13 protein-coding genes are annotated in these 15,903 nt (G+C 38.0%); 12 read left to right on the top strand and 1 reads right to left on the bottom strand.

Annotation, left to right across the window (positions count from 1 at the left end):
* Nucleotides 1-71: 71 nt before the first annotated feature.
* The 3 genes from AC1DPK_RS16845 to AC1DPK_RS16835 all read left to right on the top strand — a co-directional run bounded on the left by AC1DPK_RS16845 (nt 72) and on the right by AC1DPK_RS16835 (nt 2,712).
* A complete protein-coding gene (locus AC1DPK_RS16845; protein WP_477511050.1) occupies nt 72-812 on the top strand; it encodes a glycosyltransferase family 32 protein in 741 nt (246 codons plus the stop codon).
* 35 nt (nt 813-847) lie between these two features.
* Nucleotides 848-1,456: a sugar transferase gene (locus AC1DPK_RS16840; protein ID WP_477511049.1), complete on the top strand. Its 609-nt coding sequence runs from the start codon at nt 848-850 to the stop codon at nt 1,454-1,456.
* A 119-nt stretch (nt 1,457-1,575) separates the two neighbouring features.
* Nucleotides 1,576-2,712: an aminotransferase class I/II-fold pyridoxal phosphate-dependent enzyme gene (locus AC1DPK_RS16835; RefSeq protein WP_477511057.1), complete on the top strand. Its 1,137-nt coding sequence runs from the start codon at nt 1,576-1,578 to the stop codon at nt 2,710-2,712.
* Nucleotides 2,713-2,720: 8 nt separating this feature from the next.
* Here AC1DPK_RS16835 and AC1DPK_RS16830 read toward each other — a convergent pair whose 3' ends face one another.
* Nucleotides 2,721-3,377 (bottom strand): acetyltransferase, encoded by a 657-nt coding sequence (locus AC1DPK_RS16830; RefSeq protein WP_477511048.1) that lies wholly within the window; start codon nt 3,375-3,377, stop codon nt 2,721-2,723.
* Between the two features lie 208 nt (nt 3,378-3,585).
* Here AC1DPK_RS16830 and AC1DPK_RS16825 point away from each other — a divergent pair, with 208 nt between their 5' ends.
* From AC1DPK_RS16825 to AC1DPK_RS16785, 9 genes are read left to right on the top strand one after another with little or no spacing between them, the layout of a single operon-like run.
* A complete protein-coding gene (locus tag AC1DPK_RS16825) occupies nt 3,586-4,782 on the top strand; it encodes a nucleotidyltransferase domain-containing protein (RefSeq protein WP_477511047.1) in 1,197 nt (398 codons plus the stop codon).
* A gap of 22 nt (nt 4,783-4,804) precedes the next feature.
* On the top strand, nt 4,805-6,025 hold the full coding sequence (locus tag AC1DPK_RS16820; RefSeq protein WP_477511046.1) for a glycosyltransferase: 1,221 nt from the start codon (nt 4,805-4,807) through the stop codon (nt 6,023-6,025).
* Nucleotides 6,022-7,074: a glycosyltransferase gene (locus AC1DPK_RS16815; protein WP_477511045.1), complete on the top strand. Its 1,053-nt coding sequence runs from the start codon at nt 6,022-6,024 to the stop codon at nt 7,072-7,074. The genes AC1DPK_RS16820 and AC1DPK_RS16815 overlap by 4 nt, the downstream gene beginning before the upstream one ends.
* Complete coding sequence (locus AC1DPK_RS16810; RefSeq protein ID WP_477511044.1) at nt 7,071-8,228, top strand: polysaccharide pyruvyl transferase family protein; 1,158 nt, start codon at nt 7,071-7,073, stop codon at nt 8,226-8,228. The genes AC1DPK_RS16815 and AC1DPK_RS16810 overlap by 4 nt, the downstream gene beginning before the upstream one ends.
* A 7-nt stretch (nt 8,229-8,235) precedes the next feature.
* The gene (locus AC1DPK_RS16805; protein WP_477511043.1) at nt 8,236-9,429 is read left to right on the top strand and encodes a glycosyltransferase; all 1,194 of its coding nucleotides are present in this window, start codon (nt 8,236-8,238) and stop codon (nt 9,427-9,429) included.
* Nucleotides 9,430-9,440: 11 nt separating this feature from the next.
* Nucleotides 9,441-10,622 (top strand): glycosyltransferase, encoded by a 1,182-nt coding sequence (locus AC1DPK_RS16800; RefSeq protein ID WP_477511042.1) that lies wholly within the window; start codon nt 9,441-9,443, stop codon nt 10,620-10,622.
* A gap of 23 nt (nt 10,623-10,645) precedes the next feature.
* Nucleotides 10,646-11,824: a glycoside hydrolase family 88 protein gene (locus tag AC1DPK_RS16795; protein WP_477511041.1), complete on the top strand. Its 1,179-nt coding sequence runs from the start codon at nt 10,646-10,648 to the stop codon at nt 11,822-11,824.
* Between the two features lie 53 nt (nt 11,825-11,877).
* A complete protein-coding gene (locus tag AC1DPK_RS16790) occupies nt 11,878-13,458 on the top strand; it encodes a lipopolysaccharide biosynthesis protein (protein ID WP_477511040.1) in 1,581 nt (526 codons plus the stop codon).
* 49 nt (nt 13,459-13,507) lie between these two features.
* Entirely contained in the window at nt 13,508-15,817 is a 2,310-nt protein-coding gene (locus tag AC1DPK_RS16785) for a right-handed parallel beta-helix repeat-containing protein (RefSeq protein ID WP_477511039.1), read from the top strand.
* Nucleotides 15,818-15,903: the final 86 nt, after the last annotated feature.

Raw genomic sequence — 15,903 nt, 5'->3', positions numbered from 1 at the left:
GAATGTGTTATTGCGCTGGATTTGGTTTACAAAAGTGACTATTTGAAATGGCCGCTTTAGGAGGGAATTAAATGAACGAAAGAATTAAGATACCACGAATTGTCCATTATTGCTGGTTCGGGCGAGGAGAGAAACCAAAGAAGATTGTAAAGTGCATGAGAAGCTGGCAGAAACATTTAGCTGATTATCAAGTGATGGAATGGAATGAAGACAATTTTGATATTTCTACTAATCGATATGTAAAGGAAGCTTACGAGGCAAAAAAATATGCTTTTGTAAGTGACTATGTTCGCCTGTATGCTCTTCATAAGTACGGCGGCATTTACTTGGATACGGATGTGGAAGTTATAAAACCCTTAAATACTTTTCTGTATCACGAGGCCTTCTCTGGATTCGAAGATGAGAAATTTCTACAATCCGGTACGATGGGTGCTGAGAAAGGACATATTTGGATTCATGAGTTGCTGAAAAATTACGATAGTCGAAGCTTTTTGCTTCCAGATGGTTCGTTAGATTTGACTACCAATACAGCAGTCATTTCTGAAATTTGCAGAAAGCATGATTTGAAGTTAAATGGTGAGTATCAGGTGTTGAGCAACGGCGTTACCTTTTATCCGCGTACATACTTTAGCCCGTATGATTATATTAACGGTGGGAATTACATAACAAATGACAGTCATACCATCCATCACTTTGCACAATCATGGCTTCCTGCTCATGTTCGTATGAGAGGAGAAGTTAAAAGAATTGTGAGCCGATTTGTTGGCCCAAAAATGATTTCAAAAATGAGACAGCTGCTATCATCGCGGTAACGAGTATTTAGAATGAAATACAGGAGTCCATACATATGCCAAAACGATTGTTTGATTTAATTATTTCTTGTCTTTTATTAATTGCTTTATCGCCTATTATTGCTATAACTGCGGTGTTGGTACGATTTAAGCTTGGTTCACCAATTTTATTCAAGCAGCAGCGTCCAGGTCTGCATGGCGTTCCTTTTTTAGTATATAAATTTCGAACAATGACATCGGAGAAAGACAGTTTAGGCCAGCTGTTGCCTGATCATTTAAGGCTGACGGCTTTTGGGGTTTTTATGCGCAAGTTTAGTCTTGACGAGCTTCTGCAGCTTATTAATGTAATCAAAGGAGATTTGAGCTTGATTGGGCCGCGTCCGCTGCTTATGGAGTACTTGCCTCTATATAACGAAAAGCAAGCTAAGCGCCATCTTGTCAGGCCTGGAATTACAGGCTGGGCTCAAATTCATGGTAGAAATGCGGTCTCGTGGGAAGAGAGATTTGAGTATGATGTGTGGTATGTGGAAAACCAAAGTTTAAAATTAGACTTAAAGATACTGCTGCTTACAGTTAAGAAGGTTATTAAATCTGAAGGTGTATCAAATGGTAATTATGTGACCATGCCTGTTTTTCAAGGAACGACAACAAATAGTGAAGGATAAAACCATTTCTCAAGCTTTATACACTCGAGAGGTGGTTTTTTATTTTGAAATACTAAAAAAGGATGTGTGGCAACGTGTCAGCGAATGAATTGAAAAAGATTTATTTATCCCCTCCTCATATGAGTGGTAAGGAGAAAAGTTATATCGACGATGCATTTGAGTCGAATTGGATTGCTCCACTTGGCCCCAATATTGATGCTTTTGAGAAGCAGATAGCAGCTTACGCAGGTACTGCAGACGCGGTAGCAGTGAGTTCAGGCACGGCGGCAATACATCTATCATTACAACTACTTGGAGTAGGTGCAGGAGACTTTGTATTTTGTTCAAGTTTCACGTTTGTCGCAAGTGCTAATCCGATTCGTTATTGCGGAGCTGAGCCCATATTCATTGATTCTGAGCCAGATACTTGGAACATGTCACCAGTAGCGTTGGAATATGCATTTAAAGATGCAAATCGTAAAGGTAAGCTGCCGAAAGCAGTTATTGTTGTTCACTTATACGGTCAAGTATCAAAGATGGATGAGATTATTTCATTATGTGAACAGTATGAAGTTCCTCTAATTGAGGACGCTGCGGAATCGCTAGGCTCCACATATAAAGGCAAGCAAAGCGGCTCCTTTGGAAAGTTTGGCATCTATTCATTTAATGGAAATAAAATTATAACGACATCGGGCGGCGGCATGCTCGTATCAGACGATGTGGAGCTTTTAAAAAAGGCTCGTTTTCTAGCTACGCAAGCAAGGGATACTGCCGCACATTATCAACATAGCAGCATGGGTTTTAACTATCGAATGAGTAATTTATTGGCAGGTGTAGGCAGAGCTCAATTAGAGGTACTGGATGATCGAGTAGCAGCGAGAAGAACGGTATTCGAGAACTATGTGGGTGCATTCTCGGACCGTAGCGGCATCAGCTTTATGCCTGAATTAATGAATACCAAATCCAATCGCTGGCTTACTACTTTAGTACTGGATGAAATGGAGACAAACACGACAATTTCTGAGCTTCTGTATGCACTTACAGCAGCTAATATAGAAGCGCGTCCGCTATGGAAACCTCTGCATTTGCAACCGCTGTTTGAAAACTGCCGATTTTATGCTCACGCAGGCGATGAATCTATTTGTGAACAGTTATTTATGCGTGGTATTTGTTTGCCCTCCGGTTCGAGCATGACACTAATTGATCAAGTAAGAGTAATTGATTGCATGAATGATGTTTTCGATAGAGCGGAGGAAAAGAGCATTCAATCGGCTTAAACAAATAATTAAAGATAACGTTCACCAGTTTCTCTTGATCGAATCGATTTGGCAGGCGTTCCGTATGCGACCTTATAGGAGGGGATATCGGTCAATACGGTCGACCCGGCTCCAATAACGGTATGCTCACCGATCGTAATACTATGCACAATATTTGCACCTAAAGAAATGACGGAGTAATCGCCAATGTTTACATTTCCACCAGTACCTGCTTTAGGGGCTAAGGTCACGCAGTTGCCGAGAGTTGAATCATGGTCTACCGACGATTGAGAATATAATACGCAATGTTCTCCTATTGTTGTATCGCTATTAACAACGCAGCCAGCCATAACGATTGTTCCATCTCCAATCTTAACGCCTCTTGCAATAGAGGCAGCCGGGTGAATAGCTTTAATAAATTTAAATTGAGGATGAATATGTGAGATGTTTTTTGCAATAGTAGAACGCAGCCAACTATCTCCAATAGCAACGAAACCACAGCTTATGATATCAAGGTTTGCTGCTAGCCAGTTTTCATCTCCTAAAACTTCATAACCGTAAACAATTGAACCAACTGGCTTGAATCCATCCAGTAAGCCAACAATTTGATACAGACCTTCTCTCTCAATTGTATCGATTACGGCTTTTGCATGACCGCCAGCACCATACACGATAATATTTTGCACGAGCTTTCAACCTCCCTATTTGTTAAGTCCAAACATTTAACTCTTCCATTCTAGCAGATTAAGTCGTTATTTTCTAAAAGAATAGTGAATGTATGGAATGTTTATTGACAGATATTAGGCTAGGTGATAATCTGTATCTATGTTCGTTTTATAGAACAATATTTAAGTTATTGTTCGTTATTGGCTAATCAGTTAGAAGGAGATATTCATGAATAACAACGTTACTCTCCATAATGAAGAACTGTCTGACGAATTACGATTAATGCTCGCTTTTCTTTCGTCAGACGATGAAGCGGATCAGTCCTTCGATTATCAGGAGCTGCTGCAAAATGCGGATTGGGACCGGTTTATCGAGCTTGTAAGGCATCATCGGGTGTTTCCAACTATCAATCGCAAGCTTCAGCAACTGAAATCAGCAGAAATCCCGGTGTTTGTTACCCAAATGTTTCAGCGTGACTATTATCGGAATACCTTGCAGATGCTTACGCTCAGTGGAGAGATGGAACAACTCGCAAAGGAATTTTCTGAACGTGGCCTACGTTCGCTGTTTTTAAAGGGGCCGGTTATTGCTGCTGATTTATATGGAGACGTATCGCTGCGTACCTCTTGTGACCTCGATCTCCTTATACCCCTCAAAGAACTTGATCAGGCGGAARCACTTCTGGTGTTCCTTGGGTATGAGAAGGATGAATATATTGTTTCGGTGCTAAATGATTGGAAATGGAGACATCATCATACTACTTTCGTGCATCCCGAAAAAGGTATAAAGGTAGAATTGCACTGGAGATTGAACCCAGCTCCTTCTAAGGAGCCAAGTTTTAATGATCTATGGAGCCGTAAGCGAAAAAGCGCTTTAATTAGCCGTCCGATTTATTATTTAGGAAGAGAAGACCTATTTATGTTTCTTGTTTCTCATGGTGCTCGTCATGGTTGGTCTAGACTTCGCTGGCTGTTGGATATTAAACAGCTAGTTAATCAGAAGCTTGATTGGCCAAAGTTGAACCGGCTGCTTTCCAAGCATAACTATTCCCATATTGGTGGGCAGGCAATATTACTCGCAGCACGTTTATTATCTTCTCCTCTTCGCGATGAAATGAAGCCGCTTCTTGCAGGAAGGAAGGCATATTGGCTCGCGGAGGATGCTATGTTTTATATTAATCGGCTGGTTAATCTACATTCCCCGCCGGTTCCAGAAGAAATTAGAAGCTATCATGAACGATATCTTTTTGCCTTACTGACAATTCCGCAAAAAATACAGTTTATTGCAAGTTTTCTATTTCCTTATCCGGAAGACGTCGAGACGTTACCTCTTCCAAAGAAACTTCATTTCTTGTACTTTCCTCTTCGTCCTTTTTTGTGGATATGGAGGAAAACTAAAAAAAAATCTACAACGTATAAAATGTGATTTTTTAAGTTAGGGGATAACGATGAAAAACGTGCTAATTGCTTCCTATGATATGGAGGTTGGGGGGGTAGAACGAAGCCTTGCCGGTATGCTGGATGAGTTTCAATATGACTATTTTAATGTCGAGTTGATGCTGTATCGGCATAAAGGAGATTTTATGTCGCTTCTAAATGATAGAGCAAATCTTCTTGAAGAGATTCCGCAATATGCTTCTTTCCGAAAAGGTATTGGAAGCCTATTGAAATCGAAACAGCTGCATTTAGGAATTGCTCGCCTCCTATCAAAAATTCATGCGCGCATAATTGGAAGTTTAAAGGGAATACCCGAATCGGGATATATTCAGCAACAGCTAATGTGGAAGTATGCCCTGCCGTTTCTTCCTAAGCTGACACCTGAATATGATATAGCGATTAGCTATTTATGGCCGCACTATTTTGTAGCAGAAAAAGTTAAAGCCAACAGAAAATTTGCATGGATACATACTGATTTTTCTACTGTCCATACCATAAGCAATATGGATTTGAAAATGTGGAATAAATTTGACCACATTATCGCAGTTTCCGATGCGTGCAGAGATTCATTTTTAGAGAAGTACCCTACTTTAAAAAATAAAACGATAGTTATCGAGAATATCATGTCGCCTGAATTCATCAGAAGCATGGCATTAGAGAGACTGCCAAGTAATCCAATGATTTCGGATAAACGATTTAAGCTTCTCACAGTAGGCAGATTGTCTCACGCCAAAGGAATTGATAATGCAGTAAAAGCCTTCAAGCTTCTTACCGACCAAGGATATGATGATATTGTTTGGTATATTGTTGGCTACGGCGGAGATGAAGTGATTATTCAAAACTTGATAGCGGAATATAAACTGGAAGATCGTTTTATTCTGCTAGGTAAGCAAATAAATCCATATCCTTTTATCGAAGCTTGCGACATATATGTTCAGCCTTCCAGATACGAAGGGAAAGCAGTCACAGTTACGGAAGCAAAGATATTGGGAAAACCAATCATCATAACGAATTACGCTACTGCAAACAGCCAAGTAAGCCATGAGGTTGATGGAGTTATTTCCGAATTATCCGTCGATGGGATTGCGAATGGAATACTAAGACTTTATCGAGATCAAGAGCTCAGGGAGCGCTTGTCAAAGAAATGTGCAGAAGTCGACTATGGAAATCGTCATGAGCTTGATAAGCTTTATAGCTTGTTTCAACCGAAAGAGAGGAGTATCGCGAGGTGAGTATAAAGCTAAGTGTGATCATTCCAGTCTATAATGCTGAGCCTTATATTAAACGCTGCATGGAGTCTCTTTTAAACCAGACTATACAAGATTATGAGCTTATTTTTGTAAATGATGGCTCTACGGATAATAGCAAGGAAATCATTGAAGAGTATCAGAAACATAATCGACAGATTATTCTTATTAATCAGGATAATAAGGGTGTCAGCATTGCTAGGAATGAAGGGCTAGCTGCTGCAGTAGGGGAGTATGTTGGTTTTGTTGATGCAGACGATGATGTTGAGCCGGAAATGTATCAGATTCTCTATGCAGCAGCAGTATCAGGGGATTGTGATGTTGTAATTTCAAACTATGAAAGTGAGCTTGATGGTCATTATATTATTACGAGGTATCCTTTCCCTAGTGAAGTTGTCCTAACCGAGGGCGAGATTCAAAAACAAATATTACCCTTCTTCTTGAAGAGTGATCAATTAAATACAGCATGCAACAAAATTTATCGAAAATTTCTCATTCAGGAGCATGAAATTGTTTTCCCTGCCAACGTTGCTCTTGGAGAGGACGGAATGTTTAATATTTTTTTCTTTAGTCATGCAAAGAAACTGAAATATATTGATTACACCGGATACCATTATCGTGAGACAAAAGAGAGTGCAACTAGAAATGTATCCAAAAAGGATTATTTTCAGCGTGCTATTGAGGTATATAAATCTGAGCTTCCTTTATGTTATTCGAATTTAATTAGTGAAGTAAATATTCAACAATTTAAAGCCATTAAACTAATCCATAGCGTATTGGCCTACATACATATTTATCTTGAACCCTCGGCGAATATGCCATTTAAAGACAAGACACATTATGTTAAAAGGATGATATTGCACCATGATGTCAGGGAAGCTTTGCCGATCTACTCCAAAGAAATGAGCGAAGAATTAGGGAAATATCAAAAAGCATTATTGTATCTTATTGATCAAAAGTCATTGCTAGGCATTTATTTGATAACGGCGTACAGCAGATACCGAAATAGAAAAGTAAGGGGGATAACAATATGAAGATAATGATGTTTGCTCATGATGGCAGTCTTAATCGAGGATGTGAAGCTATCGTACGATCTTCAACAGCTATTTTAAAGGAGAGGATAAAGGACGCTAAGGTGTATCTAGCATCTAATAATCCGGAAACCGATCAAATTATAGCCAAGTTGGATGGTATTTATGATGGTTCTAAACTTGAAATAAAAAAATACTCGTATGATTGGTTCCTATCTTCACTAAAGGTAAAACTTTATCAGGATGAATCTTATGCGCTCGGGAAAATCCATAACAATATTATAAAAAATATTGAAAATATGGATGTTTGCATGTCTATAGGTGGAGACAATTATTGCTATGGAGAGCAGCCAGGATGGTATGAAATTGACAGGAGAGTAAAACAACAAGGGAAAAAACTTGTATTGTGGGGATGTTCGATCGGAGAAGAAGATATGTCGGAAAGAAAGCTGGAGGATTTAAAGCTCTTTGATCTAATCTTATCTCGTGAGTCATTGACCTACAATATGCTTATCGGTAAAGGCCTTAAGAACGTAAAGCTTTGTGCAGATCCTGCATTCACTATGGAAAAAGAAGAGTTGGATTTGCCAAAAGGGTGGCAGGAAGGAAACACAGTTGGAATTAATTTTAGTCCGTTGGTATGGAAACGGAATAAACAATCGCAGGCTGCGATCGACGAGCTGATACGGCATATATTGAGTAAAACGGATATGACGATTGCCTTAACTCCGCACGTTATTATAAATGGGAACAATGATTATGAGGTGTTAAAAGGCTATTATGAAACTTACAAGCATACAGGTAGAATTATTCTTTTGCCGGATCATTTAACAGCGATTCAATATAARGGTTATATCGCTAGAATGAGATTTTTTGTTGGTGCACGTACACATGCTACTATTGCTGCTTACTCCAACTACGTTCCGACGATGGTACTTGGATACAGTGTGAAGTCCAAAGGAATAGCAAGAGATATTTTTGGCGAAGAAAAGCTGGTGCTTGGTATCGAAGAATTATCAAATAGTGTCCTATTAATTGAGAAATTCGATGAAATGGTCCAAGAAGAGGCAGAGCTGATACAGAAGCTCAAGCAGGTAATTCCAAACATTCAGAAAATGTCTTATAAAGCGGTGGATTATTTATGTGGTCTAACATGAGGTGGGTATGAAAAAAAATATATTGTTTGTCATTCCAAGTCTTTCAGCTGGTGGTGCGGAACGAAGCTTAATTAATTTAATTACTCAAATTGACTTCAATCAATATAACGTCGATTTATTTTTGTTTAGTCATAAAGGCATATTTATGGATTTAGTGCCTGAGAATGTTCACATTCTGCCGATGTCTGAAAGTTATTATCGTTTTATTAAGCCTCTTTTCCCTTCGGTATCCCAGTTTTTGGTTAGGAGAAATGCAAAGCTGGCCTATAGTCGATTCATGTTCAGTTACAAAAGTAGGATGTCTAAAAGCGTTAGTATTAACGAGCAAGAAGGATGGAAGTATATTGCTCGTTCCATTGATTTAGTAGAGAAGAAATATGATGTAGCTATTGGGTTTTTAGAAAAAACCTCTATTTATTTTTGTGCGGAGAAGGTTAATGCCGCCAAAAAGATAGGATGGGTCCATAATGATTACGACAAGCTGGGGATGAATCCTTATTTTGATCAGGGGTATTTCGCAAAGATGGATCATATTGTAACCGTTTCTGAAGAATGCGGCCATATTTTAAAACAAAGATTTCCCGATCAACATTCAAAAATTGAAGTTATTCATAATATTGTCTCTCCGAAGATCATTAATCAGCTCGCTGATTTGGTTGAGAAGGATGTTTATGATCGTAAGAGTGATGAGCTAGTTATTTTATCTATTGGTCGTTTGCATGCTCAGAAAGGATTTGAGTTGTCGATTAAAGCCTGCAGAATTCTATTGGACAAGGGTTATAAATTCCAGTGGAATATAATCGGCGAAGGTGAAGAAAGGGAAAAACTATCCGCCCTTATTACAAGTGAAGGATTGGATAAAAATATTAAACTGCTTGGTCTGAAGGTAAACCCATACCCTTATATTAAACAGGCGGATATATATGTACAAACCTCATGGTTTGAAGGAAAAGCAATTGCAATCGATGAGGCGAAAATATTGAATAAACCTATCGTCATAACTAATTTCAGTACAGCTAAGGACCAAATTAAAGATGGCGTTGAGGGATTAATCGTTGATTTGGATGTCGATGCCATAGCAGTTGGGATTTCTAAGTTGATAGAGGATCAAGAGACTCGTACAAGGATGACAAAATATTTATCGAGTCTTCATTTAGGGACGGAAGATGAAATTCATAAATTGTATAAAATTCTCGAATAGGTGGATATGCCTTGAAAATTAAAATTCTATTTGTAATGAATAATTTAAATTGCGGCGGTGCCGAGAAGTCGCTTCTCTCGTTATTACAAACAATCGATTATTCGAGATTTGATGTGGATCTCTATTTGTTCAAGCACGAAGGAATATTTTTAAATAAGATTCCAAGCTCTGTGAAATTGTTAGAAGAGCCTGTTCAGTACCAATATTTTGATATGTCTATGAAACTGGCAGTCATTGATTGTTTGAAGAACGGAAAAATAGGGTTAGCGTTAGCAAGATTGAAAGCAGGATACATTTTTTATACAGAAAAGAATCCAGCAAAACTTGAGCAAAGAGTTTGGAAATATTTATCTAAAGCGCTGCCGGTGCTCCATAAAAGGTATGATGCTGCAATAGGTTTTCTTGAGAAGGATCCTATTTATTTCAGTATTGAGAAAGCAAACGCAGCAAAAAAAATTGGATTTATTCATAATGATTACGACAAGCTGCGGATGGATCCGTCTTTAGATGCCCCATACTTTGAGCAATTAGATCATCTAGTCACGGTCTCGGAAGGATGTGGAGAAGTATTGATACAACGCTTTCCACAGTTTATAGAAAAAATTAGAGTCGTTCATAACATCGTATCGCCTACACTGATTCATGAAATGTCAGAGGAAATGACCGAATTAAATCTGAACAAAGGAATTTCTATAGTTTCAATCGGACGATTGAATTACCAGAAAGGTTTTGAAATGGCAATAGATGCATGTAGGATTTTAGTGGCTAAAGGGTATAACGTAAACTGGTATGTAATAGGGGAAGGGGAAGAACGGGGTAAGTTGGAGCAACTGATAGATATGCATCAGCTCACTGACCACTTCCATTTAGTAGGGATTAAAGAAAATCCATATCCTTATATCAAAGAGGCAGATATTTACGTTCAACCATCACGGTTTGAGGGGAAATCCATAGCTATTGACGAAGCAAAGATTTTGCATAAACCAATTATTGTTACTAATTTCAGTACAGCAAAAGATCAAATTGTACATAACCAAAATGGATTAATTGTTGACATGAATTCAGAATCGCTATCTGAAGGGATTCAGCAGCTGATAGAAAATGAAAGTCTAAGACAATTCTTCTCAAACCAGCTTTCAAAGGAAAATTTCGGAACAGAGCTGGAAATTGAAAAGCTATATGCGTTGATATAATTGTTTGTGAAGGAGCGAATAAGATGCTAGAGATTCTAGCTGTTATTTTATTGGGGCTAATCGGTATTATAATATTTATTGATATTATGCCAATTAGCAGGGATTGGCTGAGCAGAATACATATCGGTAGATATAGAAATAAACAAGAATGGAATCAATCCATTACGCATATTGGCGTTAATTGGCTTAATCATACACCAAAAATTAAAGTAACTGATAATGTTAGACTGGTAGCAATCGACATGCTGAAAGGTAATTATTCTAAGAGTGTTATTCAGCATTGGCAGGAAGCATCTTTGTTATTAGGATTATCCGAGTGCTTGAAGAATGGTACAGATAAAGAGCTTGAAACAAATATCAAACAATTTCTTAAGACAAAATTCGACGAGAATGGTCAATGGAGGGAACTTCCTTCCTACATCGACTCTGCCATTCTTGCTTACGGAGTTATGAAGCTAGAAGGTATAGACACCCAAAAATTCAAACCGGCTTTTGACAGTACTTGGGAGCTTATACAGTCACATATCGGAGAAGATGGAACGGTTCAATATCGGAAATTTATGAAAAATTATCGATATGTCGATACGATAGGTTTTATCTGTCCGTTTCTGGTTACCTATGGAATAAGGTACAACAAACAGGAATGTGTACAGTTAGCAGTCAAGCAGTTGGAGCAATATGAAAGGTACGGTATGCTTGACGATCATTTCATACCAAGTCATGCATACCACATGGGAAATGCACTACCACTCGGTTTATTTGGCTGGGGACGCGGGCTAGGGTGGCTAGCAATTGGTCTTTGTGATGCTTGGAGTGAATTACCGGAAGCACATGATTCAAAGGCGAAACTAGAACGGTTTGTAAAAAAATTCGCGCGGGCCATTCTTGTTTTTCAAAGGCCAGAAGGAAATTGGAACTGGACGGTAACACGGAATGAAACAAGAGCAGATTCATCTACTACAGCAACATTAGGCTGGTTTTTGCTTCAGGCATCTCAGATTGAAGAACTTTCTGAAGAATGCTCAGCAGGAGCAGAGAGAGCAATCCAATACTTAATGAAGGTAACAAGAAGAAACGGTGCAGTTGATTTCTCACAAGGGGACACAAAGGATATTGGAGTGTACTCTATGTTATTTAATATCTTGCCTTTTACTCAAGGTTTCTGTATTCGAATTGTAAATTATAACAAGAGAGTAATATAGACTGAAGAGCAATGAGAACAGTAACAATGGGATTTGTCAGATAGGAGCTTCGCATGAGGGTAAAAAGTTCATTATTGAATATTTCAGTCGGRCTAGGTAACCAGCTCATTATAACGGTTTTGAGTTTTATATCCAGGACGGTTTTCATTAACAGCTTAGGCATGGAATACCTAGGGATTAATGGGTTGTTTACTAGTATTCTTGCCATGCTTACATTGGCAGAGGCTGGAATCGGCTCAAGTATTATATATAATCTCTATAAACCTGTTGCCGATAATGATAGGCCCAAAATATTAGCCTTAATGGAGTTATACAAAAAAGCATATCTGGTCATAGCAGGAGTAGTACTAGTTCTCGGTTTAGGGGTTATGCCTTTCTTGGATCTCTTCATCAAAGAAACGAGTGTTGAAAACCTCAATTTGATATATATACTTTTTCTTATCAATACAGCTGCTCCCTATTTGTTTGTTTACAAACACTCTTTTCTTAATGTAAATCAGAAAAACTACATCGTAACAGCTGTATTTTCAATTTCAGCGATTATCTCTACCTGCATGAAAATAGCAATTTTATACTACACGGAGAACTATATTTTATATCTTGCAGTAGAGAGCGCTCTTTCCATTATAACATCCATTATTCTGGTCTTAATTGTAGATAAATTATATCCATACTTAAAGGAAAAGGTAAAGAGCAAGCTGGATCCCGAAACGAAAGCCAATTTCATTAAAAATATGAAAGCGATCATTCTTCAAAATGTCGGGAATTACTTTATTTTTGGAGTAGACAGTATTCTTATCTCTTCTTTTGTCAGTATCGCAGCGGTAGGTCTGTATTCAAATTACAAAATGCTTATTGATATTTGTCGAACATTCCTTAATCAGATATTTGCCAATATGTATCACAGTTTGGGTAATTTGGTTGCGAAAGAAAGTCCCGATGCTGTTTATCGAATATTCAAGGTTACATATCTTCTTAACTTTTGGTTATATTCACTCTTATCAATTGGTTTATATTTATTAATTGAGCCGCTGATCGACATTTGGATAGGCGAAGAGTATAAAATGACGAATGTAGTACTGCTGATATTGGTTCTATCCTTTTATGAAAGAGGCATGCGGAACTCTTTAAGCGCAGTGAAAACGACAGCCGGTATTTTTCATGAGGACCGATTTGCTCCTTTATTCCAGGCTGCGGTCAATCTTGGTTTATCACTGATCCTTGTACAATATTTAGGTATTGCCGGTATATTCATTGGAACATTAGTTAGCGGATTAGCGGTTCCTTTTTGGTATACGCCATTGCTTGTTTATCGTAAGGTATTTCGTCAGCCTGTAGTGCACTATTTTATGAGTTACATGCTCTACACTGCTATTGGAATTGTTGCATGTATCATTGTTGGTGGAATCAATTATTTTCTTCCGACATCCAACGTACTATGGCTACTGCTTAAAGGCATAATCTGCCTCATTCTAGTAAATGGGATTTATATTATCGTATTCCATAGAACGGAGCAATTCAAATATTTACTCGGTATTTTTAAAAATCTATTAATCAAACTACCAAACATAAGTGCAATATTCAGAAGGGCAGAAAAGCGACGTCATGGTATAGAAGCTGGTGGAAATAAGTAACCTTTTACGGATAAGCTACATAAGATAGTGTAAAAGGAAGGTGAGTTCTATGAGTCAACAAGGCTCTTACCGAATAGAACTAGACCGTTTTGCTATTAGCAACTTAGGCATAAATGCAGCTGAGACTACTAAAGGAATAAATGATGCTATTAGTTGGGCTAAATCGCAAGGATTTGTACATGTCATTCTACCAAGTGGAAATTATATTGTAAGAATGGATCCAAGTACTCTCGTAGCTATTAACATGTTGAGCGGTATTCATTTAGAGCTTGAGCAAGGCTGTGTAATAATGCTGGAGGGGAATTCATCTCCAAGTTATACGATTGTCGAAATGAGAGGAATTAATAATGCAAAGATATCAGGTGGTAAACTAGTAGGCGATAAGAAAAACCACGTATATGAGATTTTTGTAAAGTTTGTTAGGGGAGGTATAAACGCTGACGGAACGCTAAACAATGACCCCAACTGGATTCGCAGCGAGGTGATTGACCGTTACGCAAACCCCGGGCTTCTTGCAAGCTTTAGACTATGGAGCATTGCGGGTGTAAATGCTACAGGCTATCAATTCTATCAATATAAAGATACCGTATCTAAAACAACACTTACTGGCTCACGAACGAACGGTGTTTTTGCACCGGCCAGCTCAGGAGGAAGAGGCTGGTTTCTTAATGAGGATAAGGATTTAAGTAAAAATAATAAAATGATTTTTGCGATACCCATTACAGCTCCTCTAACAGATAGTCAAATTGCGGATATTCGGGCTAAGGTTGATAATTCATTTTATACGCATGAAAGCGGGTACGGGATCGGATCGTTTGGATCCAATAATATAGAAATAAGCAATATGGAGATTTCAAATTGTACCGGCGATGGAATTTTAACGGGTTATGAGAAATATCAGCTTGATCCTACCTTATATACGCAGGAACAGATGGGTCAAAATGTTCTTATTCATGACTGTCATATCCATCATTGCAGAAGACAAGGAATTTCTATCTGTGCTTCAAATGATACTCATATTTACAGAAATAAGATTCATCATATTGGCTATGATGACGATGGTGTAACAACTAATTTTAGAAACGGTACACCGCCCATGTTCGGAATCGATATCGAATCAATGTACAGTGAAACCAATATTCCGTATAAAACAGCAGATCGTCCTAATGGGTTTGAGCTTAATTATCGCATATTTATACAAGATAATTATATTTATAATAATGCACGTGGACATCTAGTTAATGCCGATGGTACAAATCTCTTGATAGAGGGAAATACCTTTGAAGGCGTTAATATTGGAGGTGTTAGCTCAAATCCGAATTTCGCAAATGTCAAATACATTAATAATTCATTTGATGGGTGTGAGTTATGGGTACAGGGAGATAACTTTGTTAACGGAGCTGTTATTCGAAACGGAAATTTAAGACTGCTGGATGTAAGGGGAGCAGTTGTTCAAAATTGTCAGGTTAAAAACGGCTTAGTATATGGTTCAAGCGTGTATGGTTATTTTGGATCACCTGCTGTTGATGTTGCTAAAGGCACATTCACATTTAAATCACCTCATCTTATGGGTAACGGAGCACAAGTATCGTTTGAGCAATGGTCCGGTAAGATTCCGACAGGCATAAGTACAGATAAGCTGTATTATACCGTAAATGTTACTTCACTAGGGTTTCAGGTATCTGAATCGCAAGGTGGAGTGCCAGTCATTTTTAAGGATGCGGGTGTTACGGGATTTAACTTGGGTAGATATAATTATGGCAGATGTTATCTATCCAATATAACCGTTGAACGAGATTGGCGTTCTGATAATTCGTTAACTCCGAACTTTAATTTATTAGCAGCCGGAGCTGTTATCAAGGATGTAACAGTGAAAAATTATGATGTATCTATATTAGTTCCGCAAGATTATGCAGGACGTCCAATAGTTGTAGAGGGCTTAACTCTTATTGAAGGCTCTGCAAGGTTTGAGGGTTGCCATATCAGCAATAGTGAATTTATTCGTGCAAAGACTCCTCTTTTAGGTAGTACTGATATTCAGCTAGGTTCAAGTGATACTAAATATATGAGACAGAATACACTAAGAAATGGATTGTTTCAAAATCTTGGACTCGTCATGGATGGAAATTCGCTTGTAACAGGAACTACTTTTATTAATGCTGTAGTTGGAAAAGCAGATAATAACAAAAAAGCAGTCATTTCTCATTCATTTTTTGATAATAGTAAAATCAACTTTAATTGGTTGAGACAAAATAAATCTGCAATTATTACGAAATCTGTATTTAGAGGAGTAACCGTGACAGGTACTGCGCCATATATCTGGCTAGATGATATCTCGGATTTGGGAAGTACTGTATAGCGTAAGTGAAAGAAGAAAATATATCCCTGTAGTTTTTCAAGATGCAGGGATTTTATTCCATATAGTGTTCTTAATAAAGAATAAAT

The organism is Paenibacillus sp. 01T424, assembly GCF_056398745.1.
The sequence above is the reverse complement of the archived record's forward strand: the minus strand, read 5'-3'. Positions and strand labels throughout refer to the sequence as shown.